Here is a 22,287-nt window from a genome sequence, read left to right as displayed (position 1 = left end):
ACGGGCGCCCGTTTTGGCCCTGTTCGTGAACTGGCATCCCGTTGGCCGGAGTCACCTGCGACCGGCTCGCACACCACCCCTCCACACACACGCCACACTCCCCACGGACCGCACGGGTCCGATGCCGCCGGGACGCCCCGTCCGTCAGTCGGCGAGACGGAGCGAGGACAGCAGGAAGCGCCGCAGGACGGACGTGGCGAAGGTGATCGCCGCGACCCCCTCCTCGGCACGGAGTTCGACGACCGTGCGCGAGGTGCTGTACGGCCGTACGTGCACGTTGCCGAGGACGACGGGCGCCTGAAGTCCCTCCACCAGGAGGGTTCGCGAGAAGCTCCAGGTGACCTCCTCGCCGTCCAGCGAGATCCACGGCGGGAAGACGAAGTGCACGGCCTGCGGTTCGGCCGAGGTGTAGCGGAGCGTCGCGGGCACCGCCACCTCCTGCTCGTCGGCGGTGAGCAGGCGGGCGCCGGTGGGCTGCTCCAGGGTGATGGGCACGGGCGTACTCCGTCGATGGGGGATCCGGAACGGACCGTCGCCGGCCGTCGTAGGTCGTCGTAGGTCGTCGTAGGTCGTCGTAGGTCGTCGTAGATATGGAGTGGCCACCCGCCGTCTGATTACGCCGTAATCACAAAGCACTTGGGTGACATGCGTCACGTGCGGGTGGCTGGGAGGGGACGACGACCGGCGAACCGGGTCAGCCGACCTCGTTCTCGGCCGTCGCCTCACCGTGTACGACGACCGCTCCGCCATAGAACATTCCCGTGAAGACGGGCTCGTAGGTCAACTGGACCTCGACCTGGACCTGCTGGGGGTCGGCGACGGTGCAGTGCGTGCCCGCGACGTCCGCGGCGGACATGTCCATCTCGCGGGCGAAGGTCTTCACCCGGGCGTCGCAGTCCTGGTAGATGATGGGCGCCGCACCGCCCCGGTTCTCGTAGAGCGCGGCCTTGTCGATGTCCTGCGCCGCGTAACGGGCCGCCTGTTCGGCGATGTCGGCGGCGCGTTCGCGTTTGGAGATGGACAGTCCGCCGTCGATGACGAACGCGGACAGCGAGAGGAAGACCAGGGCGAAGATGATGACCGCGCCGGCGCCCGAACCCCGGTCGTCGAGGCGGAGCCGGCGCGCGGTCCACCAGGTGCGCAGCAGCGCGATGCCCACGCTCACGCCGACCTCCGGAACGGATCGAGCGGCGAGGAGAAACTCGCGGTGAGCGTGGTGGGGATGTCCAGGCCCAGCATGGCCAGCCCCCGCACCTCGCAGCTCACCTCGACCGTGAAGATGCTGTCGGGCTCGAACCCCTGACTGGTCTGCACGACGGACACCGGGCCGGAGCAGACGTCCGACAGGTCGGCCGCCGCCGCCTTGCGGGCCTCGGACATGGCGGTGCCGTGGTCCTTCTGGATGGAGCCGGCGCGGGCCGCGTCTCGGGCGGCACCGTCGATCGCCCCGCGTCCGTCGACGAGTTGGCCGAAGGCGACCAGGACGAGGATGAAAAGGATCATGACCGGGGCGAGGATGACGACCTCGACGGTCGACAGCCCCCGGTCGTGCACGTGGCCGCCGTGGGCCGTCCCGGCACGCGTCGTCCCGCGGTGGGCGGACATCTAGTTGTCCTCCACGAATCGCTCGACCGGTCCCGACGACTGCGCGTGCACGGTCAGGTCCAGGCCGGGGAACACCGTCGGGATACGGGCCGTGATCTCGACACCTACCGTGTCCTGCTCCGGCTGGAGCATCTTCACGTCGGGGGCCAGGACCAGTTGCGGCCCGAGCTGGCCGATGTAGGAGTCGACCACGTCCTGGGCCTTGCCGCGCCAGGCGCCGGGTTCCGCGTCGGCGGTGGCCCGGGCCTTGCGGGCACCCGCCTGGGCCGCGGCCTGGGCCACGTGGTCGGCGAAGAAGTACAGCGCGAACTGCACCGTGGCGAAGATCATGAAGAACAGGACGGGGGTGAGGAACACGAACTCGATCGCGGTCATTCCCGAGTCGCCGCGCGCGGCGGCCGCCCGGCGGCGTACCCATCCGGTCACGTCCACAAAACCCCCGTCTTCCCCGTTCCTTCTGCGTCGAGCGCGGTCAGCAGGTCTTGCTCGCGTTGGCGCCCTTGATGCAGTCGCCGACCTTGTTGGCGCCGTCGCTGAGGGCCGCGTTGATGATGGCGGCCACGACGCCGACGATCGCCACGACGACCGCGGAGATGATGACCCACTCGACGGCGGAGGCACCGCGGTCGAGTTCGCCGGAGCGGGCGCGCTGCACCCGGCCCCGGAGGAAGGTGACCAGGAAGTCCACTGCCGGGATCCCGGTGCTGAAGTTCCGTCCGTTCATGGTGTGTTGTCCTCTCGAAACAGCAGTTGGCGAAGGTTCACGCAAGAGATCAGACCTGGAACACCCGCATCGCCGCCGGGAAGATCAGGAAGACCAGGAAGCCGGCGCACAGCAGCAGCTGGGCGACGAGCATCGACTGGGACTTCTCGCCCGCGCTGCCCTCGATCTCGGCGAGTTCGCGGTGCCGCATGGTCTCGGCGCGGGAGGCGAGGGACTCACGGACCTTGGCCCCGTCGTCGGCGACGAGCGCCAGGGAGGCCGACAGGTCCTTGAGTTCCTCGACGCCGAGTTCCTCGCCGAGCGCGCCCAGCGCCTGCCACTGGCTGACGCCGGTGATCCGGGCGTCGGCGAGGGCGCTGCGGATGCGCTGGTTGGCCCATCCGTCGGAGATCTCGGCGGCCGCCATCAGGGCCTCCGGGAGGCCCCGGCCACCGGCCAGGCTCATCGACACCAGGTCGAGGTAGGCGCCGATCACCCGCCTGAGGTCGCGGCGCTTCTCGGCGGCGTCCCGCCGCACTTCCAGGTCGGGCAGGAAGAAGAACAGGGCCGCACAGGCCAGGGAGAGCCAGACCGGGATGACCGGGCTGTGGCCGAAGCCCATGGTGTAGACGACGGCGAACAGGAACGGGCCGAAGACCAGACCGGCGGCCGCGAGCAGCACCTTGGTGGCCAGGAACTTCTCCCAGCTGCGGTCCAGGACGGCGAGGTCGGCACGGAGCGAGCGCTGTTCCCAGCCCTGCTGCCGGTAGAAGTCGGCGACACGCTCGCCGACTTCGGCGCGCAGGGAGCCGAACCGGCCGGTGTCCCGCGTCTGCCGGGCGGACTCGTACGCCGCGCCGCGCGCCCGCATCGCGTCGATCCGGGCGACCTGTGCGACCGCGCTGCGCCTGGTCGGCATCAGCGCACGGATCAGGGCGTAGACGCCGAGACCCAGGATCACGCCGACGACGATCGGCATCGTGAGGTTCACCGGCGTGCACCTTCCTCGGTGGGCAGCGTCTGCCGGCCCGGCTGACCGGGAGCGGTGCGGGGCGGTCGTACGAACTGGACCGAGGACTGGTCGCGGACCAGGAACCGCTCCGGGGTCTCGATGGTGGAGAGCTTGCGCAGCCACCAGAAGCCGAGCGCGAACAGCCCGCAGACCAGGGCGAGGACGAGCTGGCCCACCGCGGTGCCGTACGGCGAGACGAAGTCGCGGTTGAAGACGGCGAGGCCGAGGACGAACGCGACGGACACGGCGACGACGATCTGCACCGAACGCCGGGTGGAGGCCCGTTGGGCCATCACGCGCTGCCGCATGTCGACCTCCTCCCGCGCCGACTTGGCGAGCGCGCCCAGCACCTGCCGCAGACCGGGGCCGCGCAGGCGGGCGTTGAGCATGAGCGCGGCGACGATGATGTCGGCGGACGCGTCGTCGATCTCGTCGGCGAGGTGCTGGAGCGCGTCCGGCAGCGGGGTGCGGGCGCGCAGCCGGTCGACCAGCGCGTCGAGGTGCGGACGCAGGATCGGCGCGGCGGCCCGCGCGGACGCCGGAATGGCCTGCTCCAGGCCGACGGCGCCGGCGATGGTGTCCCGCAGCGACTCGGTCCAGGAGGCCAGCGCCTCCACGCGTTTCATCGCGGCGCGTTCCTCGGCGGCGCCGCCGAACAGCTTGTCCCAGAAGAAGACCAGGACGCCGGCGGCGATGCCGGCCACCGCCCAGCGGGTCATCAGCAGCACCGCGAGACCGATGATGGCGGCGAGGGAGCCGCGCCGGCCGGCGAACCGGACGAGTTCGGCGGCCCGTTCGTTCGCCTTCTGCCTCTCGTGGTCGGGCTTGGCGGGCAGGCCGCGGATCGCCAGGATCAGCAGCGCCAGGCCGCCGCCCGCGGCGACACCGCAGCCCAGCGCGTAGAGCACCTCGACGGAGAAGAGCCCGCCCATGGAGCTCAGGGAATCCAGGTTCATGTCACATCACCCCCAGGCACCGTGCGGCTGGTAGCCGTAGGCCATCAGGTCCTCCAGGCAGGCTATGGGCGCGTGCGGTACGACCCGGCCGTCGGGGGCCTCCGCGAACACCTCGCTGGACAGCACCCGCCCGTCGACGCCGTTGACCTCGCGGACGGAGGTGACCATGCGCTGGAGGCGGCCGCCGGTCTGGTAGTTGTTGCGCCGCTGGATGAAGACGACGAAGTTGACCGCGCCCGCGATCAGCATCTGGCTGGCCTCGATGGGCAGCCGTTCGGAGGCCTGGAGCGCGTAGGTCGAGATGCGGTTGAAGACCTCGCTGGAGCTGTTGGCGTGGATCGTGGACAGGGAGCCGTCGTTGCCCTGGGACATCGCGTTGAGCATGGTGACGATCTCGTCGCCGAGGACCTCGCCGACGATGACCCGGGAGGGGTTCATACGCAGCGAACGACGGACCAGTTCCGCCATGGAAATGGTGCCCTGGCCCTCGGAGTTGGGCAGCCGCTCCTCGAACGCGACGACGTTCGGGTGCAGGTCGTGGAAGGTGTCGAGGCCCAGCTCCAGCGCGCGCTCGACGGTGATGAGCCGCTCGTGCGGCGGGATCTCGTTGGCGAGGGCGCGCAGCAGGGTCGTCTTGCCCGCGTTCGTCGCCCCCGCGATCATGATGTTCTTGCGGGCCCGGACCGCGCAGGCCATGAAGTGCGCGACCTCGGGAGTCAGTGTGCCGTTGCCGACCAGGTCGGAGATGAAGACCTTGCCCATGCGGGCGCGCCGGATGGAGAGCGCGGGCCGCCGGGTGACGTCCATGACGGCGGAGAGCCGGGAGCCGTCGGGCAGGCGGAGGTCGAGCTGCGGGTTGGCGGAGTCGAACGGCCGCGAGGAGAGACCGGAGTAGGCACCGAGCACCTGGATCAGCTCGACGAGCTCCTCGTCGGTCTCCGCGACCGGGTCCCCCTTGACCTCGCGCCCGTCGCTGTATCCGACGAACACCTGGTCGCAACCGTTGATGTCGATGTTCTCGACGTCGGGGTCGTCCAGCAGCGGCTGGAGGCGCCCGACGCCGAACAGCGCGGCGTGCACGGCGGCCGCGTACTGCTCCTCGGTCTCCGCGTCCAGCGGCGTGCGCCCGGCGTTGATGTCCGCGCGGGCGTACTCCTCCAGGATCTGGGCTATGACCGCGCGGGCGTACTGCCGTTCGTCCTCGTTGGACATCGGCGTGGTGCCGGACGTCTGGTCCTGACGGCGCTGCTCGGCGATCCGGTCGCCGGCGTCCTGCCGGAACCGCTTGACCAACTGGTGGTCGACAGCGGTCATCGACCGGCCCCCGCATGAGGAGCCTGTGTCGGTACGGCCCAGGCCGCGCCGTACTGCTGGTGGATGTCGGCGGTGACCTTGCGGGCCGAGCGGATGAGCAGCGACTTGTCGAGCCGCCCGCGCTTGCGGCCGGCCAGCTGGTCGGCGCCCGCGACGTCGTCGGCGATCGTGCCGACCACCCGGGCTCCGGTCTGGGCGTGCACGAGCATGTCGTTGACCTGGTTGACCAGCTTGCCGGAGCTCGACGGGTCGGCGACCAGGATCACCCCGATCAGCGGGGTGGCGAGCGGGGCGGCGCCGCGCGGGCCGCCGTGCAGATTCTGCGCGAGGGCGGCGGCGCGGTCCCGGACCCGGGCGAGCGCCTCCGGCTCGGTCCGCGAGACCAGCAGGACGAGCGCCGCGTGCGGGAACAGCTCCACGGCCGGGGTGTCGCCGCTGACCCGGCCGCAGTCGGCGATGACGTCGGCGGGTGCGTCCGGGGAGTCGGCCAGGGCGGCGAAGGCGTGCCCGAGGGTGGGCCACAGCCCGGCGAGCCCGGCGGCCTGCTCGGCGATCCCGAGCCCGACGAGAACCTCGAGCCCACCGCTCAACGGCTGGACGTGGTCCCAGAGTTGATCCGGTACGAGTCCTCGTCGCGCCGTGGCGGCTATGGAGAGCATGCCGGTGTTGGGATTGAGCGGTCCGCCGTGCGCCGCGGCGCTGCGGTAGACCAGGTCGCCGCCGGCCGGGTCGGCCTCGGCGAGCAGGACCCGGCGCGGCCAGACCGCGGCCAGCGCGACGGCCGCGGTGGTGACGCCGGGGGAACCCTTGTCGGCGGCGATTGCGATGAGCGCCATGGGTGGGTGCCCGCCTTCTAGTTGCCGGTGCCGGGAACGAGGACGAGCGCGACCTCGCCGTGGGAGGCGGCGTCGGCCAGAGCGGCGGCCTTGTCGCTGTCGACGGTGACCGTGACGGCGAAGTTGGTGCTGGTGACGAGGTCCGAACCGCTCTTGTCGGCCGGCAGGGCGCTGACCTTGGCGTCGCCCACGATCAGCGGGTCGCCGCCGCCCGCGGACGACGAGGAGCCGCCGCCGGAGGAGGAGCCGGTGACGTGGTAGGCGGCGACGGTGTCGCCGACCTCGATTCCGGTCGGGTACTGCCCTTCCTTGAGGGCCAGGCCGACGTTGGACTTCCCGGCGGGAAGCTTGCTGCCGGTGCCGAACATCTCGCCGACGGCGACGACACCGGCCGGGATGGTGCTGAGCGCCTTCAGCTCCCTGAGCCCCTTCAGCTGGGACCACCTGACGTAGTGGATGCTGGGGTCGTCGGCGACCATGACCGAGGTCACGTCGCTGTTGGTCACGGACGAACCCGCCGGGATCTCCCGCGTGATCTTGACGACCTCGACGCGCTTGCCCGCCTGCAGCACGAGGGTCGTGGCGCCCAGCGCGCCCAGCAGAATCAGCAGCACCGCGAGTGCGGCCAGCGCGGGCTTGCGTTCGCGGGGCGGCGTGGGAAGCCGGTCACCGGCCGAAGGCTGAGCCGGGCCTGCGGGACGACCCGCGCCCGCCCCCGTACGCTCCTGGATCTTCACGCAACCGCTCCCCGTTACAGCCAAAAAAAACTGTCTGCCGAAACTCTGTCAACGCCGTTAAAGCGGACACTCGACGCCAACCGCCCGATTCGGCCGATTACTCGGCGGCAGGGCGAGTGTCAAGCGATCGCACCGTATCAGCCGCACATAAGCCCCTCAAGGCGCGATCGGACACCTTGACCTCAATGGAATCGACGTTGCGGACTGCAACGCCGCTGGTCCGAGCGGCGGTTGAGACGCCAGTCACTCCAAGGGACACCAAAGTGTGCGCCGGTGAATCCTCCTCGCCCTGTTCACGACCCCTACCCGCCCGGCGCCGTCACCGCGGGCCCATGAGTCCTGCACGAAGTGCTCACGGTGGCCGCCGGTTTCGGGCAGCCGCCCGACCGGGATCCCGGATCGTCCGGCCGGACGAGGGGTCGCCGCCGTCGACGACCGTGATGATCCCCCCTGGACGGTGAGCAGTTCGCCACCCGCCCGACCGCTACGTGACCCGTCCGGTTACGCCGTCACCCGGACCGTCCGGGCCAGTTCGTCGGTCAGGTCGCACAGGGCGTCCGTGTGGGCCAGGGCCTGCCAGGACGTCAGCAGCACCAGCGCCCACGTCTCGTCGGCCCGGATGCCGTACGCGCAGGTCTCCAGCACCGTCCCCAGCCCGTCCCGGCCGACGTCCCGGACGTAGGCGTGCCGGACCCGCACCGCGGGCCCGGCGGGCAGGGTACGCAGCTCGGCCTCGGGCGGCCGGTAGGAGTCGGCGGTCGGGGCGGCGAGGTGACGCCGCAGGAGTCCGACGCTCAGCGACGGGTGGGTGTCGTCGGCGACCAGCGCCGACAACTCGATCCGCGCGAGCTCGCCGAGCCGCGGCTCCGGGACGTACGACAGCGCGGTGACGGGTCCGCGCTCGCGCGAATCGGCGGCGGCCTCGCGGAGTTCGGCGGCGAGGGCGGTCAGGAGCCTTGGGTCGGAGTCGTCGGCGCGGACGAGCCGCCGGGCGGCCTCCTCCGCCCAGGTGCCCAGCTCGACGGGCTTCCGCACCGGCAGCGTGACGGCGTCCTCCGGCGTCCTCCGGCGTCCGCAGACGAACGGTGGCGGCGGCGAACTCGGGCATCAGGCCATCCATTGCAGGGTGCGGGCGACGGAGTCGAACAGCGTGACCAGGGCTTCCACCAGCGGCTCGAGCGGCGGTGCCGTCGGCGTCGAGAAGGAGAGCAGCAGCCGCTGGTCACTGCGCGGGACGGCGAGGTAGACGTCCAGGTGGGCGAGGGCGAGCCGGTTGCCGTCGGGGTCGTCGGCGGCGGGCCGGCGGAGGTAGCGGTGGCGCACGGCGGGACCGGCCGGGAGGTCGACGAGGGTGACGGCACCGGCGTCACCGGCGTCACTGGCGTCTTTGGCTCCACCGGTGTCCTCGGCGTCGGACCTGAGGGCGAGGGAGCGGGCGATGTCGCCGAGGTCGCCGGGTTCGGTGCCGGGCGAGGGCCGCAGCACCGTCACGACCAGTCCGGCGGAGACCGGTACCTGGCCGAGGACCTGGTCGACGACGTACATCTCCACGCCGCCGTTGGCCTGCGCGGCCTCGGCCTGCGCCCGCATCCGCTCCGCCAGCGCGGCCTCCAGCTGCGGGGTGGCATGCGTCCGCCGCAGCCTCCGCTTGACCAGCTTGTCGATGCAGTGGCCCCACCGCTCCGGACTGCCCAGCAGGATCCGGTCCCAGCCGTCGGGAACGGCCAGCCGGTAGTCGGAAGGGGGCCCGACGGCGACCGCCGAGCCCTGCGATTCCGTGCGGTCCGTCATACGTCCGTTCCGCCCGCCGGGCCGTCCGCATCGCCCTGTCGGCCATCCGCCTCACCCTGTCGGCCGTCAGGCTCGCCCCGTCGGCCCCGCCGCTCGTTCGACCGGCTCATCACGGCGGCGACCGGCGGCGCGAGGACGAGGACGGCGGCGGCGCCGAGGCAGCCGTACGCGGCGGCGGTCCCGCCGATGGCGGACCTGCCGCCGAGGACCGGCCGGTAGTGATCCGACGGGTCGATCACGGCACGGGTCCTGACGCCGACCGCGCTCTCGTCCGTACACCGCTCGTCGTTCCGGAACACTCTGCGGACCGTTCCGTCCGGGAGGGTGACACGGCAGTACGTGACGCGGACGCCGTGCGAAGCCTGCTCGTGCAGCGGCTTGGCGATTCTCTCCTCGCCCTCGCGGGCCTCGCCGCGATCCGGTCCCGGTGCCCACGCGGTGGTTCAGCCGCCGGCGACCTTCCAGTTCCAGTTGTAGAAGGGGATGCCGTTCGCCCCGACGGGGGCGATGTGCTTGATGCCGTCGAACTGGTTGCGCTCGACGGAGGCCGGTTCCCAGCCGGCCGAGGGCGCGAGGTTCACGATGCCCGTGCCCAGCGGCAGCACCTGGCTCGCGGCGTACAGGCCGCCCGCCGCCCACGCCTTGCCCTTGAACACCGACCCGGACAGACCGCGCCAGCTGGGCAGGTCCTCGGTGAGAACCGGGTCCTCGGCTCCTCGCTCGGCGACGGCCGTACGGATGTCGCCGAGGTACGCCTTGAAGTTGACGGACTCCTTGACGATCGACTTCATCCTGGGCAGCACGCCGTGCGGCCCCTTCGCCAGGGCTTCGGCGATCTTCCCCGCCCTGACCCCCGAATTCGCCTGCGCGATCTCGCCGGCGAGCTTCTCGCCCACGCCCAGTCCGCGCAGGTTCAGGAACTCCAGGGTCACTGTGTGTCGGTGGATTTGTGGGCTGCAACCAATGGACCGCAAAGGGATCTCAAAGGAGGGAACGGCGCCGAGCCGTCCGAACGGGCGCCCACACGAAACCTGCGCAGCCTTCACAATCCCTGTGCGAGTGGCTCGGCCCGGGGCCATGCCGCGCCGCCACGACAGGGTGACCTCGCCTTCCAGGGGACCTCGAATGTCCCTAATCATCGCATTTACAGCGAAGTTCGCGGTGGCGAAACCTCGGATCCCGCGGATACCGTTTGCACCTTGCCGAACTTCATTCTCACGGGGGAGTCCACAGTGAAGCGCCGAACCTGGCCCGTTGCCGCCGCGCTCACCGCGACCGCAGCTCTGCTGCTGACGGCGTGCGGAGGCGGGGACGACAGCGCTAAGGGCACCGACAAGATCGCGGGGGCCGGTACGGAAGCATCGACTTCCCCTTCGCCTTCCGCCTCGGTCGACAAGAACGCGCCGACGTTCGCGTTGCCGTCGGACATCACCGTGACGGTGGACCGGGAGTCGACGGGAGATGCCGCCAAGGATGCGGCTCTGCGCGACCTGGCGTACGCGGCCGAGGCCCGACTTGAGGCTTTCGCCAAGGGGAACGGACAGACCGCCAATCTGAATCGCTATTTCGCGGGATACGCCCGTACCTACTGGATCGACAGGGTTGCGGGGCTCAAGAAGGAAGGGCTGACCCTCACGGGCCACTATCGGTACTTCGATTTCGAGGTCACCGACATCGCCAACAGCAAGTCGGCGGCGGTCCGTTACTGCGAAGACCAGAGCAAGGCGTACGGCAAGGTCATCAAGACCCAAAAGGTGCAGTTCACCAAGCCGAGCGACAAGGACTTCATCCTCAACACGCTCCAGGTCGCCAAGGACTCGGCCGGCGACTGGCAGGTTACGCGGCAGAGCTGGAAGAAGGGTGACGCCTCGTGCGTGCGGGGGTAGGTGTCCGAGCCGCTCGTTTCGCTTGTCGGACGGCGGCTGTGAGCCTGGTCATCGCACTGGGAGCGGGCACTCCGGCATTTGCGGGCGACCCGTCCTACGGCGACGGTGACGAGGGCGAAGCCCAGCCTCCCCCTGTCCACTCCGGCGGCGATTCCGGTGGCAACTCGGGTAGTGGAAACATCGGCGCGCACATCCGCATCAACCAGAAAACGACCGGCTCGTCCGCCTCCACGGCGACCGCCACGTCCTCGAACGTCAACTGGAAGCCCCCCGTCTGCTGGTACGAACCGATGTACACGCCGGACGAATACGAGGACTTCATCAAGTCCTCGTACAAGGGTGCCCAGGAACCGGCCGCGAGCTACGCCAAGAAGCGTGCCGACGAGGATTACCACGAGGGCGACAAGGGCCTGTGGTGGCAGGTGCAGTTCCGCAACGACGACTACGCCGACGCGTGTCCGGTGACCCCCGCCAACTGGGAGATCTGGGTCCCGCCCGCCCAGCCGAAGGCGGATCCCAACCAGCTGACCCCGGAGATCCTCTCCGAACTCGCTTACAACTCGACCAAGTTGCCGAAGCCCCCAGTCGTGCTGAACCCGAGCCCGGACCGCCTCAAGGTGAACCTCGGCACCCGGGTGAAGTTCGAGGGGAACTTCGACCGGGTCTGGACGACCGCCAGCATCGACTACAAGGGCGTGGAGATGGCCGCGACGACCGTCGCGACTCCGGTGGCCCTTCGGGTCGACGCGGGCACCTCGGACGCCGATCCGCAGACCTGCACGTACGACTTGGTGAGGGGCGACAGCGGCTACACGGTCGACAGCAAGGACGCGGCCTGCAACGTCACGTACCTCCGTTCGTCGGGTACCGGCACCTACCCCTTCAAGGCGTCGATCACCTGGAAGGTGACGTGGACGGACTCGGCCGACCCCGACGGACCCGCACGGCAGCCGGGCCTGCCCGACGGCCTGTCCACGTACGAGCAGAACGTGACCGTGAAGGAAATCCAGGCGGTCAACCGCTGATGAGACGCGAGCGGCCCGCCGGGCTTCGGTTCCGGGTCGCCGACCGAAGAGGTACCGCACAGAACTTGTGCTGACCGATCAACGCCTTCTCATCTTGGGAGTGGACGCTGCGGCCGGGCTCGCACCGGCCTACGAACTGTGGCAGATGTCCAGACTCTGCGTGTCCGCGATCGACCAACTGGTCTACCCCCAGGGCGGGTCCGATGTCGGGGTCCGGTTCATCGACGGGTCGTGGACTCGTTGGAAGGTCGGTGACGCCACCAAACTGGCATCCCGTTTTCGCGGGGAACGGAAACCAGTGAGGGAGGACACCCTCACCCCTCAGCAGCAACAACGTGTCGCGGAGTTGGTGGCGAATCCTCCTCTGTCGATCGCCCGTTCGGTCGGCAGGGTCCTACCGGACACCGAGCCACCGACGCTGGAACTGCTTCCCGACGGCATTGTGGCTGTCGAACTGCGTGTCCCCCTGTCCAACGGTACCGATCGGACTCTCACCCGGTACCTCTCTCCGTCCGGTACGGACGTGCTGCCGAAGGACCCCGTGAAGTGACGGAAACGGTCCGGCTGAATGCCACGCGAGACGCCCAGCTCTTCCCGCCGATGACATTCGTCGCCCCAGAGGGCGTCCACGCTCTCCCGGTCGATACGACAGGCGACGAACGGCCTTCCGCCGCTGCGGAGTTGGTGCTGCCGGACCGCACGGAAGATCGAGCCAGCGGGCGTCGTTCATGGGGTCGGAGGAGAGTATTGCGAGGATGCCCTGAGCCGCGATCTCCGGGTTCGTGTGGTCCGAGGCGTATGCGACGACGGTGTTGGCGGGCCGTTCAGCAAGGCATCCGTCTGACCGACGCATGTTGAACCGGGGGCGGGACCACGTCGCCCCTTTCAAGTCGGCATTAGAAAACTGCCCAATGCCTGACTTTCCTGCTCCTCACTCAAGAAACCGCACGGTGGCGAGGATCGCCTGACGCCGAGTCGCCAGGAGGGTGCCCGGAGAGAGGCCAGGCGCCCCTCACACGATCCACCGCAACGACTCCGCGATCGAGTAACAGAGCCTGCCCATAGGACCGGTCATTCCACTGAGCGGCACCGCGAACGCCAGGGCCAGATAGCCGACGCCACCGGGCATCCGGACGTACAGGTCAAGGGTCGTCGGGCCGACGACTCGCACCGTCTCCCCCGCCGGAAGGGTGACGGTCGTGATCTCGACCGCGGCCAGGTTCTGCCGTCGCTTCGCTTCCAGCGAGTCCCGGAGGTCCCTGGGAGTCAGCCCGCTGGGCCGGGGAATCAAGGAGACGATGAGCGAAGCAGGCAGAATGCCGCCGCCTTCCAGCTCCGGCCTCAGGAAGAATTCCAGCGCACCGGTCCTGACCCCGGCCTCAGCGGTGTTCCGCAAGATCGCCCAGGTCTCCTGCTTGATCTCGGCCGGAACGGCCTTACCTGCGGCCTGGTGGTCAACGAACGTCTTCAGTTGCGCCCGCCAGCGTTCCTCGGTGAGGTCGATGCGGAACCAGTCCCGGGGGACCAGCAGCCGGTAGTCCTTGGGGAGTGCCGTGGCATCGGGCTCCGTGGTCATGCAGACATCACCATCGGCTTGCCCGACTCGTTGAACAGACGGACGCTCTTGACGACGCCGGCGAACATGGCGGAGAAGACGTCCCAGGCCTGAGGTGTGGGAGTGCCCATCTCCAGGACCAGGACCGTTCCGTTGTCGAGTGGAATCTGGACCTGGATGAAGGACGTCACCACCGGCTCGTCGGTTCCGGAGGCGGTGAGGCTGCCGGGCAGGCTCCCTTTCCGGGTGCCGATGCAGGACACGGCCGGACCGCAGGGCAACTCGATCTCGCTGACCTGGCCCATGTCGAGGTGACGCATCGTCGAGCCCAGGAACGCGGCGGGGCGACGGCCCGCCCTCTCGTCCAGATCGATCATGCTGACCGTGACAGTCGCCGTGCACCGTGCACCGTCGACCTCCGTCAGAACGAAACCGGAGTACTGGATCCCGGCTTCGGCGAAGGAGTCGTAGTGTGCGGCGACCATGACCGCCCACTCCAGTTGTACCTCGAAGGTGGCCTCCGGCATCACGGCACGTGCCAGTTCGACGAGCTGTTCGGCGGTCTCGTCCAAGGTCTCCGCGTCCATCGGAATCTCGAAGAACCCCTCCGGCATGATCCAGCGAACGTCGATACCCGGGCCGCCGATCGAGCTCCGGACGTTCTCCTCTGCTGTTATGGCGCTCACGACAGTCCTTCTCCCTCGATGGTCTCTGCCCGGTCAGCCTCGGGGCGAAAGGTGGCCGCGAACGGGTAAGGGCCGTAATGCGGGTAGTGAGCGGGAATGTCCGCCCCTTCGCGGCGCGCGAGATGGGCCAGTTCGCGGTATGCCTTGGCCCGGGCCCGCAGGTTCTGGCGTACGGGGTCGCCCCATTGCGCCGCGCCAGCGCGCACGAAGACGGCGAGCAGGGCCATTACGACGGCGACGGCCGCGCCCGAAAAGGCGAGACGCGCCGCCGCCGACTCCCAGAACTGGACCACGCCGCCCCAGTACACCGCGGCGCCGAAGCCGACGATTGCCAGAGGAACCCCGGTTCTGAACCCCGCGTTGAACATCGCGACGTCGTCCTGATGCCGGCGTCGGAGCATCCGGAGAACCGCTCGGTCGTCCAGGAAGTCGAAGCGGAGTTCCTCTCGCAGCCGCTCGGCTTCCGTCCTTGCCCTGGGGACCGCGGAGATCACCTCGGCGGGGACCATGCGTACGGGCTCCGTGCCCCGGCGGCCGACGAATTCCCATTCGCCGAGGTCGGTCGTGTCATCCATCCGACTCGCCCTCCTTTCGCGCGGTGTCAATCGCTGTCACGGCAGCGCGGCTACGCGGCCAGAGCCGCATGGAACGGCGTCGGCGAGGGCTGGGGCGACGGCGAGGGAGTCGGTGCAGGGGCCGGCGTGGACTTGGCGGGCTCCGGCTCCTGATAACCCGTGGTCCCGCCGTTCTCGCCACTGAACATCCGGTGCAGCGCGCTGGCAAGACCGTTGCCCTTGATGACCCCGGTGATCTGCTTGCCGCCTATGGGCACGAACTTCTCCGGGAGGCCGCCGACGTTGAGTCGCTGGCCCAGCTTGAGCCCTTGGGCCAGAACCCTGTTCGTCAATTTCACGCTGACGCCGTTGAGGAAGTTGTGACCGACTCCGGCGAGGGCACCGGAGCCCATCTCGCCCAGAGTGCTGAGCTTGCCGAGAGCCCGGAGTTTGGCGAGTCCTTCGAGTCCGGAGAGCGCCTTGAACCCCTTGAGCGCACCGAGCCCTGGAAGGACACCGAGGAAGTCCGTCCCCAGTTTCAGCCAGTTGACCTTCCCCCCGCGCACCGACATGTCGTAGGCGTGTCCGGCCAGGGCCGCCGCGCTGGAGAGCACCGCGAGCACGGCGAAGACGGGCACCAGAAACTCCAGCGGCGGAATGAATGCGCAGACGACCGCGAGAACGGACAGGATCGCGGAGATGTTGGAGAACATGTCCGCCCAGTCGGCCAGCCAGTCCATGAATCCGCCCGGGTCACGCACGGCGTCATGGTGGACCACGTCCTTGATACGGCGGGCTGCGCGGTCTCCGGCGTCATCGAAGATGTCTCGGGCGTCCTTGACTTCCTTGCGTGCTTGGCCGATACGGTGCAGCGCCTCGTCGCGCTTCCTCTCCCAGCGCTCGTACTCGGGCTTGTCCGCCTCGGGTATCTCACTGACGAGGTACTTGTCCGTGAACTTCTTGACCTCCCGGTCGGCAAGGTCGTGATCGGACTTGGCCTCGTGATAATCCGCCAAGGCCTTGTCGGCCTTCTTCTGGGCTCGGTGCAGCTCACCGGCGAATTCACCTGATTCGCCTTCGGCGACCTTCGTACCCACTGCCTTGGACGCCTCGTCGTACCGCTCGAACGCCTTCTTGAGCCGGTCTCCGGCACCGTCGGCGATCTCGTTGAAGGCACGGCCCGCGTCGCTGTCCCACCCTTCGACCGAGGACAGTGCTTTGATCACTCGAGCCTGCTCGTCGATCGTGTCAGCCATCTGACGCAGCTTCCGCCCGAGAGCGGCGATTTCGTCAGGATCGCCCGGGGTGGGGTCTCCGTCCCACAGCGGCGGCCAGTCACTAGAACGCCTGCTCACTTCTTGCCCTTCCCTGTGTTCTCGGCAATGGCCCTCGCCAGCTCATGGTCGATCTCTTCGTACTTCTGCGCCGCAGCCCCGGTGTAGTCGGCCAGCTTCTTGAGTTCCTTCGACAGTTTCTTCCGCGTCTTCTTCCAAGTGGTACCGAACTCGTCGAAAGCGTCCTTCAGGCCACCGTGCCCCAGTTCGTCCTCATAGCCGTCCGCAGGGTTCCCATGCTGATCAAACTCGTTGTGAAGCTTGCCCAGGGTGCGCGAGCACCCCTTGATCATGTCGAGGTCGTATCTGATTCTGTCAGCCATTGAAAAAATCCCCCATCACGAACATGAGACACTGCCGCGAGACTTCCTTCGGCAAACGACTTGGAAGGTGGGACGGGTTTTGTCCACAAGCACCGACCGCACCATACGGGACCGACTCGGCGTCACACCCGAAGCAGCAGCCTGGTGCACGATCGGCGAGATCCCCCAACCGCCCGCCGAGGTGGACCGGGCAGCAGGATCGGAGGCGTTGCGCCCTGCCTCCATGCCGCCGCTCGGCGTGCTCGGTGTCGTTCTGGGGACTCCCTTGCTGTACGTCGGGAAGTTGCTGGGACTCGTCGGCGCGGCGGATGAGGCCGTGAAGCGCATGCTGTCGACCGACGGGGAGCAGGAACGCCACCGCGCCGTGAAGCTCGACAGGAAGCGGCGGGACGCGGCCATCGTCGAACTCGGCCTGGACGAGACCTTCGACGGCGCCTGGAACGGGGCGGCCGGCCGCTTCCTCCTGCAGTGGTACAGCCGTTCCTCCCACCATCAACGGCTGGTCGCGCTTGCCGGGAACCGTATCCTGCTGGCCGCTCCGCCCAAGCGCGTGTCCATCCGCCGGGACACCCTCATCCAGGTCGTCGCCGAGATTCCGGCCGGGGACGCCGTTCTCACGGACCCGCTCCCCGAGTTCGAGAACAACAGACTGCTCCTGCGGTTCAAGGACGGCTCATGGATCAGGCTGACGACCGAAGAACGGCGCAGCGAACTGCACACGTACCTGGCGCGCCAGCAGCAGCCGGGTGAGTCCACGGCCACCGAGGCCTGACAGCCGGGTGCGACGGAACACAGCACGTGCTCCGTCGCACCGGCGCGACCTGTCACATCCCGAGAAACCGGTCGACTAGCCCTTGGCCTGCTTGGCCAGCTGGTCGTCCAGCTGCTCGTACGCTTCCTTGGCCTTCTTCAGGAAGTCCGACAGACCGTGCAGGCCCTGGATCGTCTTCGTCGCGCCCTTGGTGAAGTCCTTCATGGAGTCGTCGTACGCTCCCGAGGCCTTCTGGGTGGTGAAGCCCTCCTCCACCAGTGCCGAGACACGCTTCTCGATGTTCTTGATCTTGTCCTCGAGCTCGTGCATGTCCTTGATCAGGTCGCCGGCGACCTTCTCCATCTCGGCATAAGTAAGGTCCGTGTCTTTGCCCTTGCCCATGTCGGCATCCCTCCCGTTGTGTTGTGGCCGCCCCAGGGCTCGCCCCCGTGGCTTGCTCCGACGGCTCGGCCGGTCCTGACCCGGCCGTCCCGTGAGCAAAGATCCTACGGGTGGGAGGGACGTTGCCGCAGGGGCCTCGTGCGAGGGAATCGTGAACCGGTGCAATCCCGTTGCGTCCGGGAAAGCCCCTCCGGCTAAGGTCACTCCGAGTGTGCCGGGCCTGCGAGGAGGACGAACGTGCGCCTGAGTCTGACCGTCGTCGACCCGGTCGGTGGTGCCACCGCCGACGTCGTGCTCGACGCCGATCCCGAGTCGACGGTCGGTGACGTGGCCCGGGAACTGGCCCGGCAGGTCGGTCCGGGCTATCCGGACGACGACGAGATCGCCCGGGTCATCCCGATCGGGACGCCGAGGGGTACCTCGGCCGTCCGGTCCGCCGGTCCGCTCGCCTACGTCGACGGCTACGCCCTGGACCCGGCCGCGACCGTCGTCGCCTCGCCGTTGCGCGACGGTGTCGTCGTCAGCCTGCACGACCCGGCCGGGTGCGTGCTCGGCGAGCCCACCGGCATCGTGGAGTTCCGGGTGGCGGGCGGCCCGGCGGCCGGCGCGGTGCACCGGCTGGGAGTCGGCCGGTACGACATCGGCAGCGGCCCGGCCTCCCACCTCCGCGTCGAGGAACCGGAGTTGGCGGCCCGCGCCGCGACCCTCACCATCGCCATCGACGGCACCTGCAAGGTGCGGACGCACGACTCCGGTGCCCGGCTGGACGGCGAGGAGTTCGACGGCGAGGGCGACTGGCCGCTCGGTTCCCAACTCGCGCTCGGCAACAGCCTGTTGGAGATCAACGGGTACGCCCCGCCAAACGCCGCCCTCAAGTGGTCCGACGACGGTGCCGGGCTCGACTACAACCGGCCCCCTCGGCTGCGCCCCGCCGAACGCCAGACGCACTTCTCGCTTCCGAACCCGCCCGGCGACTACGAGGCCCGCCCGCTGCCCTGGCTGATGGCCCTGCTGCCGCTGGTCGGCGCCGTCGTCTCGGTGATGATGTTCGGGCGCTGGTACTACCTGATCATGGCCGTGATGAGCCCGGTCATGCTCTTCGGCAACTACTTCATGGACAAGAAGCACGGGCGCAAGTCCCATGCCAAGCAGCTCAAGGAGTACAAGGAGCACAAGGGGCGGATCGAGGACGACGCGCAGGAGGCCCTGCGGACCGAGCGGAGCGACCGCCGGGCGGCCGTACCCGACCCCGCCGCCGTGCTGACGTACGGCACCGGGCCCCGGACGCGGCTGTGGGAGCGTCGGCGCACCGACGCCGACCATCTGCTGATCCGCTTCGGCACCGGGCGGGTGCCCTCCGAGGTCGAGCTCGACGACCCCGAGCAGGACGAGCACAAGCGCAAGGTCCGCTGGTACATCGAGGACGCCCCGGTCGCCCTGTCGCTGCGGGACCTCGGGGTCATCGGCGTCGCCGGGCCGGGTGACGCGGCGCACGCGCTGGGGCGTTGGGCGGTCGCCCAGACCGCCGTCCTGCACAGCCCGATGGACGTGCAGTTCTACGTCCTCACCGACAACGACGCCGGCACCCGCTGGGACTGGGTGCGCTGGCTGCCGCACTCCCGCCCCGGCGGGGGCCAGGACGTGAACGTCCTGATCGGTACCGACTCCGAGACCGTCGCCGCCCGCGTCGGCGAGCTCACCCAGCTCCTCGACGGCCGGCAGAAGGCCCTCCAGCAGGGCGGGCGCGGCAAGACCGACGGGCCCGCCTTCGCCGATCCGGACATCGTGATCGTGTGGGACGGGTCGCGGCGGCTGCGGTCGATGCCCGGTGTGGTGCGGCTGTTGAAGGAGGGGCCTGGGGTGGGCCTGCGGTCCGTCTGCCTGGACGAGGAGGAACGGTTCCTGCCCGGCGAGTGCCAGGGCGTGGTCGTCGCCGAGCCGGTGGCCGCCGAGAACGCTCCCGCGACGGCCGTGACGCAGCAGGCCGCCGGCGGCTTCCCGTCCTTCCAGGCCTGGCACCCGCAGGCTCAGCAGGCCGCCCAGGGCACCGAACAGGAGGCGCGGGAGCTGGAGTTGAGGCTTCGGGTCGAGCAGAGCGGGGCGCTGCGCAAGCGGGGCGTACGGCCCGACTTCGTCTCCCCCGCCTGGTGCGCCCGGCTCGCCCGTTCCCTCTCCCCGCTGCGTGACATCAGCGGCGAGGCCGAGGACTCGGCGCTGCCCGCCGCCAGCCGGCTGCTGGACGTGCTCCAGCTGGAGCCGCCGAGCCGGGACGCGATCGCGGCGCGCTGGCGGATGGGCGGCCAGTCCACGATGGCGGTCATCGGGGAGTCGTACGACGGCCCGTTCGGCATAGACCTCAGGCGCGACGGGCCGCACGGGCTGATCGCCGGTACCACCGGTTCCGGCAAGTCCGAGCTGCTGCAGACCATCGTGGCCGCGCTGGCGGTGGCGAACACGCCGGAGAACATGACCTTCGTGCTCGTCGACTACAAGGGCGGTTCGGCCTTCAAGGACTGTGTGAAGCTGCCGCACACCGTGGGCATGGTCACCGACCTGGACGCGCACCTCGTGGAGCGGGCGCTGGAGTCGCTGGGCGCCGAGCTCAAGCGCCGTGAGCACATCCTCGCCGCCGCCGACGCCAAGGACATCGAGGACTATCAGGACCTGGTGCGCCGCAACCCGGCGCACCCGCCCGTCCCGCGGCTCCTCATCGTCATCGACGAGTTCGCGTCCATGGTGCGCGACCTGCCGGACTTCGTCACCGGCCTGGTGAACATCGCCCAGCGCGGCCGGTCCCTCGGCATCCACCTGCTGCTGGCCACCCAGCGGCCCTCCGGTGTGGTCTCGCCGGAGATCCGTGCCAACACCAACCTGCGGATCGCGCTGCGGGTGACCGACGCGGGTGAGTCGACCGACGTCATCGACGCGCCGGACGCCGGGCACATCGCCAAGAGCACGCCGGGACGGGCGTACGTGCGGCTCGGGCACGCCTCGTTGATCCCGTTCCAGTCGGGCCGGGTCGGCGGCCGGCGGCCCGGTGCGGCCGACCCCGCGACCCTCGCGCCCTGGGCCGGGGCGCTGTCCTGGCAGGACCTCGGGCGGGTCGCGTTGCGCAAGCCCAGGTCCGAGGCGAAGGAGGACGACGAGATCACGGACCTGAAGGTGCTGGTGGACGCCGTGCGCGAGGCCAACACGGCGCTCGCGATCCCGGCCCAGCACTCGCCGTGGCTGCCGGCCCTCGACGACATGCTGCTGCTGGACGACGTGCCGGAGGTGCGGGCACAGGGCGCGCTGCCCGCCGCCCCCTACGGTGTCGAGGACCTCCCCGGCGACCAGGCGCGACGCGCGGTCGCCGTCGACTTCGCGAGCTTCGGGCACCTGATCGTGGCCGGTGCGCCGCGCACCGGACGCTCCCAGGTGCTGCGGACCATCGCCGGTTCGCTGGCCCGCACCAACTCCTGTGCGGACGTGCACCTGTACGGCATCGACTGCGGCAACGGCGCGCTCAACGCGCTGACCCGGCTGCCGCACTGCGGTGCGGTCGTCGGCCGTAACCAGACGGAGCGCGTCGAGCGGCTCATGTCCCGGCTGTCGGGTGAGTTGAGCCGTCGTCAGGAGCTGCTGGCGGACGGCGGGTTCGCCGACATCGGCGAACAGCGGGCGGCCGTGCCGGAGGCGGAGCGGCTGCCGCACGTCGTGCTGTTCCTGGACCGCTGGGAGGGCTGGCTGCCCACCCTCGGGGAGCTGAACCACGGCGATCTCACCGACCAGATCATGGTGATGATGCGGGAGGGTGCGAGCGTCGGAATCCATCTCGTCCTCACCGGTGACCGGCAGATCCTGGCCGGCCGGATCTCGTCCCTCACCGAGGACAAGTACGGTCTGCGGCTCGCCGACCGCGCCGACTTCTCGATGCTGGACATCAACTCCCGCAAGGTGCCCGAGGAGATCCCGCCCGGCCGGGCCTTCCGCAGCGAGACGGCCGCCGAGACGCAGTTCGCCCTGCTGTCCGAGGACACCACCGGCCAGGGGCAGAACGCGGCGATCGTGGCGATCGGTGAGGCGGCGCGGGCCCGGGACGCCCAGGTGCCCCGCTCGCGGCGGCCGTTCCGGGTGGACGTGCTGCCCGGCCGGATCTCCTTCGAGGACGCCTGGGCGATGCGTGATCCGGCGGCGGCGGCCTCTCCGTTGTGGGCCCTCGTGGGTGTCGGCGGCGACGAACTGACCGCCTTCGGACCGGACCTGGCACAAGGGGTTCCGGCGTTCGTGATCGGCGGCCCCGCCAAGTCGGGCAGATCCACGGCCCTGTTGGGCTTCGCCCGCTCCTACCTGGCCAACGGGGTGCGCATCGTGGTCGCCGCGCCCCGGATGTCCCCGCTCCGGGAACTCGAAGGCCGGGACGGCGTGTTGAAGGTGTTCACCGGACGGGACGTCGACGAGGACGAGCTGACCGAGGCGGTCGCGTCGGCGACGCCGCCCGAGCCGATCGTCGTCCTGGTCGACGACGCCGAGGTGCTGGACGACTGCGACGCCGAGGACGTCTTCAAGCGGATCGTGGAGAGCGGCGTCGAGCAGGGGCTCGCCGTGGTCCTCGCCGGTGACGAGGACGAGATCTGCGACGGCTTCTCCGGCTGGCAGGTCGACGCGAAGAAGGCCCGCCGGGGCATCCTGCTCTCCCCGCAGGAGTCCGGCTCCGGCGAGCTGATCGGCATCCGGACGACCCGCAACATGGTCGGCGGCCCCGTCACCCCGGGCAAGGGCATGCTGCATCTGGGCAGCGGTGAGCACGTCACGGTGACCACCCCGCAGTAGCGGGC

General features: G+C 69.6%; 25 protein-coding genes. 5 read left to right on the top strand and 20 right to left on the bottom strand.

Annotated elements, in window-relative coordinates:
* Positions 1 to 144 precede the first annotated feature (144 nt).
* The 14 genes from ACFY3I_RS27340 to ACFY3I_RS27275 form a co-directional block, all read right to left on the bottom strand.
* The gene (locus ACFY3I_RS27340; RefSeq protein WP_390863505.1) at positions 145 to 495 is read right to left on the bottom strand and encodes an SsgA family sporulation/cell division regulator; all 351 of its coding nucleotides are present in this window, start codon (positions 493 to 495) and stop codon (positions 145 to 147) included.
* A 199-nt stretch (positions 496 to 694) separates the two neighbouring features.
* Positions 695 to 1,165, bottom strand: a complete 471-nt coding sequence (locus ACFY3I_RS27335) for a pilus assembly protein TadG-related protein (protein ID WP_365289080.1) — start codon at positions 1,163 to 1,165, stop codon at positions 695 to 697.
* Positions 1,162 to 1,605: a TadE/TadG family type IV pilus assembly protein gene (locus tag ACFY3I_RS27330; RefSeq protein WP_390863503.1), complete on the bottom strand. Its 444-nt coding sequence runs from the start codon at positions 1,603 to 1,605 to the stop codon at positions 1,162 to 1,164. Before ACFY3I_RS27330 ends, ACFY3I_RS27335 begins: the two co-directional genes overlap by 4 nt.
* Entirely contained in the window at positions 1,606 to 1,980 is a 375-nt protein-coding gene (locus tag ACFY3I_RS27325; protein ID WP_365289144.1) for a TadE family protein, read from the bottom strand.
* Between the two features lie 97 nt (positions 1,981 to 2,077).
* Entirely contained in the window at positions 2,078 to 2,329 is a 252-nt protein-coding gene (locus tag ACFY3I_RS27320) for a hypothetical protein (RefSeq protein ID WP_390863501.1), read from the bottom strand.
* Between the two features lie 49 nt (positions 2,330 to 2,378).
* On the bottom strand, positions 2,379 to 3,299 hold the full coding sequence (locus tag ACFY3I_RS27315; protein ID WP_365289077.1) for a type II secretion system F family protein: 921 nt from the start codon (positions 3,297 to 3,299) through the stop codon (positions 2,379 to 2,381).
* A complete protein-coding gene (locus ACFY3I_RS27310) occupies positions 3,296 to 4,276 on the bottom strand; it encodes a type II secretion system F family protein (protein WP_390863499.1) in 981 nt (326 codons plus the stop codon). The genes ACFY3I_RS27315 and ACFY3I_RS27310 overlap by 4 nt, the downstream gene beginning before the upstream one ends.
* 6 nt (positions 4,277 to 4,282) lie before the next feature.
* Positions 4,283 to 5,590: a CpaF family protein gene (locus ACFY3I_RS27305; RefSeq protein ID WP_390863497.1), complete on the bottom strand. Its 1,308-nt coding sequence runs from the start codon at positions 5,588 to 5,590 to the stop codon at positions 4,283 to 4,285.
* A complete protein-coding gene (locus tag ACFY3I_RS27300) occupies positions 5,587 to 6,426 on the bottom strand; it encodes a hypothetical protein (RefSeq protein ID WP_390863495.1) in 840 nt (279 codons plus the stop codon). The genes ACFY3I_RS27305 and ACFY3I_RS27300 overlap by 4 nt, the downstream gene beginning before the upstream one ends.
* A gap of 17 nt (positions 6,427 to 6,443) precedes the next feature.
* Entirely contained in the window at positions 6,444 to 7,163 is a 720-nt protein-coding gene (locus tag ACFY3I_RS27295) for a hypothetical protein (RefSeq protein ID WP_390863493.1), read from the bottom strand.
* A gap of 501 nt (positions 7,164 to 7,664) precedes the next feature.
* Positions 7,665 to 8,198 (bottom strand): hypothetical protein, encoded by a 534-nt coding sequence (locus tag ACFY3I_RS27290; RefSeq protein WP_390863491.1) that lies wholly within the window; start codon positions 8,196 to 8,198, stop codon positions 7,665 to 7,667.
* A gap of 72 nt (positions 8,199 to 8,270) precedes the next feature.
* The gene (locus tag ACFY3I_RS27285) at positions 8,271 to 8,954 is read right to left on the bottom strand and encodes a hypothetical protein (protein WP_390863489.1); all 684 of its coding nucleotides are present in this window, start codon (positions 8,952 to 8,954) and stop codon (positions 8,271 to 8,273) included.
* Positions 8,951 to 9,193 carry a hypothetical protein gene (locus ACFY3I_RS27280; RefSeq protein WP_390863488.1) on the bottom strand — a complete coding sequence of 81 codons (243 nt, stop codon included), beginning with the start codon at positions 9,191 to 9,193 and terminating at the stop codon, positions 8,951 to 8,953. The genes ACFY3I_RS27285 and ACFY3I_RS27280 overlap by 4 nt, the downstream gene beginning before the upstream one ends.
* Positions 9,194 to 9,397: 204 nt before the next feature.
* Positions 9,398 to 9,886 carry a hypothetical protein gene (locus tag ACFY3I_RS27275; protein WP_390863486.1) on the bottom strand — a complete coding sequence of 163 codons (489 nt, stop codon included), beginning with the start codon at positions 9,884 to 9,886 and terminating at the stop codon, positions 9,398 to 9,400.
* A gap of 267 nt (positions 9,887 to 10,153) precedes the next feature.
* Between ACFY3I_RS27275 and ACFY3I_RS27270 the strand changes: the two genes are divergently transcribed.
* The 3 genes from ACFY3I_RS27270 to ACFY3I_RS27260 all read left to right on the top strand — a co-directional run bounded on the left by ACFY3I_RS27270 (position 10,154) and on the right by ACFY3I_RS27260 (position 12,415).
* On the top strand, positions 10,154 to 10,840 hold the full coding sequence (locus ACFY3I_RS27270; RefSeq protein ID WP_390863484.1) for a hypothetical protein: 687 nt from the start codon (positions 10,154 to 10,156) through the stop codon (positions 10,838 to 10,840).
* A 38-nt stretch (positions 10,841 to 10,878) separates the two neighbouring features.
* A complete protein-coding gene (locus ACFY3I_RS27265) occupies positions 10,879 to 11,865 on the top strand; it encodes a hypothetical protein (RefSeq protein ID WP_390863482.1) in 987 nt (328 codons plus the stop codon).
* 100 nt (positions 11,866 to 11,965) lie between these two features.
* Positions 11,966 to 12,415, top strand: a complete 450-nt coding sequence (locus ACFY3I_RS27260; protein WP_390863481.1) for a hypothetical protein — start codon at positions 11,966 to 11,968, stop codon at positions 12,413 to 12,415.
* A 462-nt stretch (positions 12,416 to 12,877) separates the two neighbouring features.
* Here ACFY3I_RS27260 and ACFY3I_RS27255 read toward each other — a convergent pair whose 3' ends face one another.
* From ACFY3I_RS27255 to ACFY3I_RS27235, 5 genes are read right to left on the bottom strand one after another with little or no spacing between them, the layout of a single operon-like run.
* The gene (locus ACFY3I_RS27255; RefSeq protein ID WP_390863479.1) at positions 12,878 to 13,441 is read right to left on the bottom strand and encodes a hypothetical protein; all 564 of its coding nucleotides are present in this window, start codon (positions 13,439 to 13,441) and stop codon (positions 12,878 to 12,880) included.
* Entirely contained in the window at positions 13,438 to 14,106 is a 669-nt protein-coding gene (locus ACFY3I_RS27250) for a hypothetical protein (protein WP_390863477.1), read from the bottom strand. The genes ACFY3I_RS27255 and ACFY3I_RS27250 overlap by 4 nt, the downstream gene beginning before the upstream one ends.
* A complete protein-coding gene (locus ACFY3I_RS27245; RefSeq protein WP_390863476.1) occupies positions 14,103 to 14,681 on the bottom strand; it encodes a hypothetical protein in 579 nt (192 codons plus the stop codon). Before ACFY3I_RS27245 ends, ACFY3I_RS27250 begins: the two co-directional genes overlap by 4 nt.
* A 50-nt stretch (positions 14,682 to 14,731) precedes the next feature.
* Complete coding sequence (locus tag ACFY3I_RS27240; protein ID WP_390863474.1) at positions 14,732 to 16,015, bottom strand: putative T7SS-secreted protein; 1,284 nt, start codon at positions 16,013 to 16,015, stop codon at positions 14,732 to 14,734.
* On the bottom strand, positions 16,012 to 16,317 hold the full coding sequence (locus ACFY3I_RS27235; RefSeq protein WP_390863472.1) for a hypothetical protein: 306 nt from the start codon (positions 16,315 to 16,317) through the stop codon (positions 16,012 to 16,014). Before ACFY3I_RS27235 ends, ACFY3I_RS27240 begins: the two co-directional genes overlap by 4 nt.
* A gap of 79 nt (positions 16,318 to 16,396) precedes the next feature.
* On the opposite strand from ACFY3I_RS27235, the gene ACFY3I_RS27230 reads away from it, so the two are divergent.
* Positions 16,397 to 17,089, top strand: coding sequence for a hypothetical protein (locus ACFY3I_RS27230; protein WP_390863470.1), 693 nt, complete (start codon positions 16,397 to 16,399; stop codon positions 17,087 to 17,089).
* Positions 17,090 to 17,164: 75 nt separating this feature from the next.
* On the opposite strand, the gene ACFY3I_RS27225 is transcribed toward ACFY3I_RS27230, so the two are convergent.
* The gene (locus tag ACFY3I_RS27225; RefSeq protein ID WP_351317920.1) at positions 17,165 to 17,470 is read right to left on the bottom strand and encodes a WXG100 family type VII secretion target; all 306 of its coding nucleotides are present in this window, start codon (positions 17,468 to 17,470) and stop codon (positions 17,165 to 17,167) included.
* A gap of 237 nt (positions 17,471 to 17,707) precedes the next feature.
* Between ACFY3I_RS27225 and ACFY3I_RS27220 the strand changes: the two genes are divergently transcribed.
* Positions 17,708 to 22,282, top strand: a complete 4,575-nt coding sequence (locus ACFY3I_RS27220) for an FtsK/SpoIIIE domain-containing protein (protein ID WP_390863468.1) — start codon at positions 17,708 to 17,710, stop codon at positions 22,280 to 22,282.
* The last annotated feature ends 5 nt before the right edge of the window (positions 22,283 to 22,287 follow it).

The sequence above is a fragment of the Streptomyces sp. NPDC001068 genome (assembly GCF_042897315.1).
Lineage (GTDB): Bacteria > Actinomycetota > Actinomycetes > Streptomycetales > Streptomycetaceae > Streptomyces.
This window is presented reverse-complemented; position numbering and strand designations above follow the sequence as displayed.

Coding starts and splice junctions, on each gene's coding strand:
- ACFY3I_RS27330 (WP_390863503.1), bottom strand. CDS start 1,605: ATGTCCGCCCACCGCGGGACGACGCGTGCCGGGACGGCCCACGGCGGC.
- ACFY3I_RS27325 (WP_365289144.1), bottom strand. CDS start 1,980: ATGACCGCGATCGAGTTCGTGTTCCTCACCCCCGTCCTGTTCTTCATG.
- ACFY3I_RS27320 (WP_390863501.1), bottom strand. CDS start 2,329: ATGAACGGACGGAACTTCAGCACCGGGATCCCGGCAGTGGACTTCCTG.
- ACFY3I_RS27310 (WP_390863499.1), bottom strand. CDS start 4,276: ATGAACCTGGATTCCCTGAGCTCCATGGGCGGGCTCTTCTCCGTCGAG.
- ACFY3I_RS27305 (WP_390863497.1), bottom strand. CDS start 5,590: ATGACCGCTGTCGACCACCAGTTGGTCAAGCGGTTCCGGCAGGACGCC.
- ACFY3I_RS27300 (WP_390863495.1), bottom strand. CDS start 6,426: ATGGCGCTCATCGCAATCGCCGCCGACAAGGGTTCCCCCGGCGTCACC.
- ACFY3I_RS27285 (WP_390863489.1), bottom strand. CDS start 8,954: ATGACGGACCGCACGGAATCGCAGGGCTCGGCGGTCGCCGTCGGGCCC.
- ACFY3I_RS27255 (WP_390863479.1), bottom strand. CDS start 13,441: ATGACCACGGAGCCCGATGCCACGGCACTCCCCAAGGACTACCGGCTG.
- ACFY3I_RS27245 (WP_390863476.1), bottom strand. CDS start 14,681: ATGGATGACACGACCGACCTCGGCGAATGGGAATTCGTCGGCCGCCGG.
- ACFY3I_RS27235 (WP_390863472.1), bottom strand. CDS start 16,317: ATGGCTGACAGAATCAGATACGACCTCGACATGATCAAGGGGTGCTCG.
- ACFY3I_RS27225 (WP_351317920.1), bottom strand. CDS start 17,470: ATGGGCAAGGGCAAAGACACGGACCTTACTTATGCCGAGATGGAGAAG.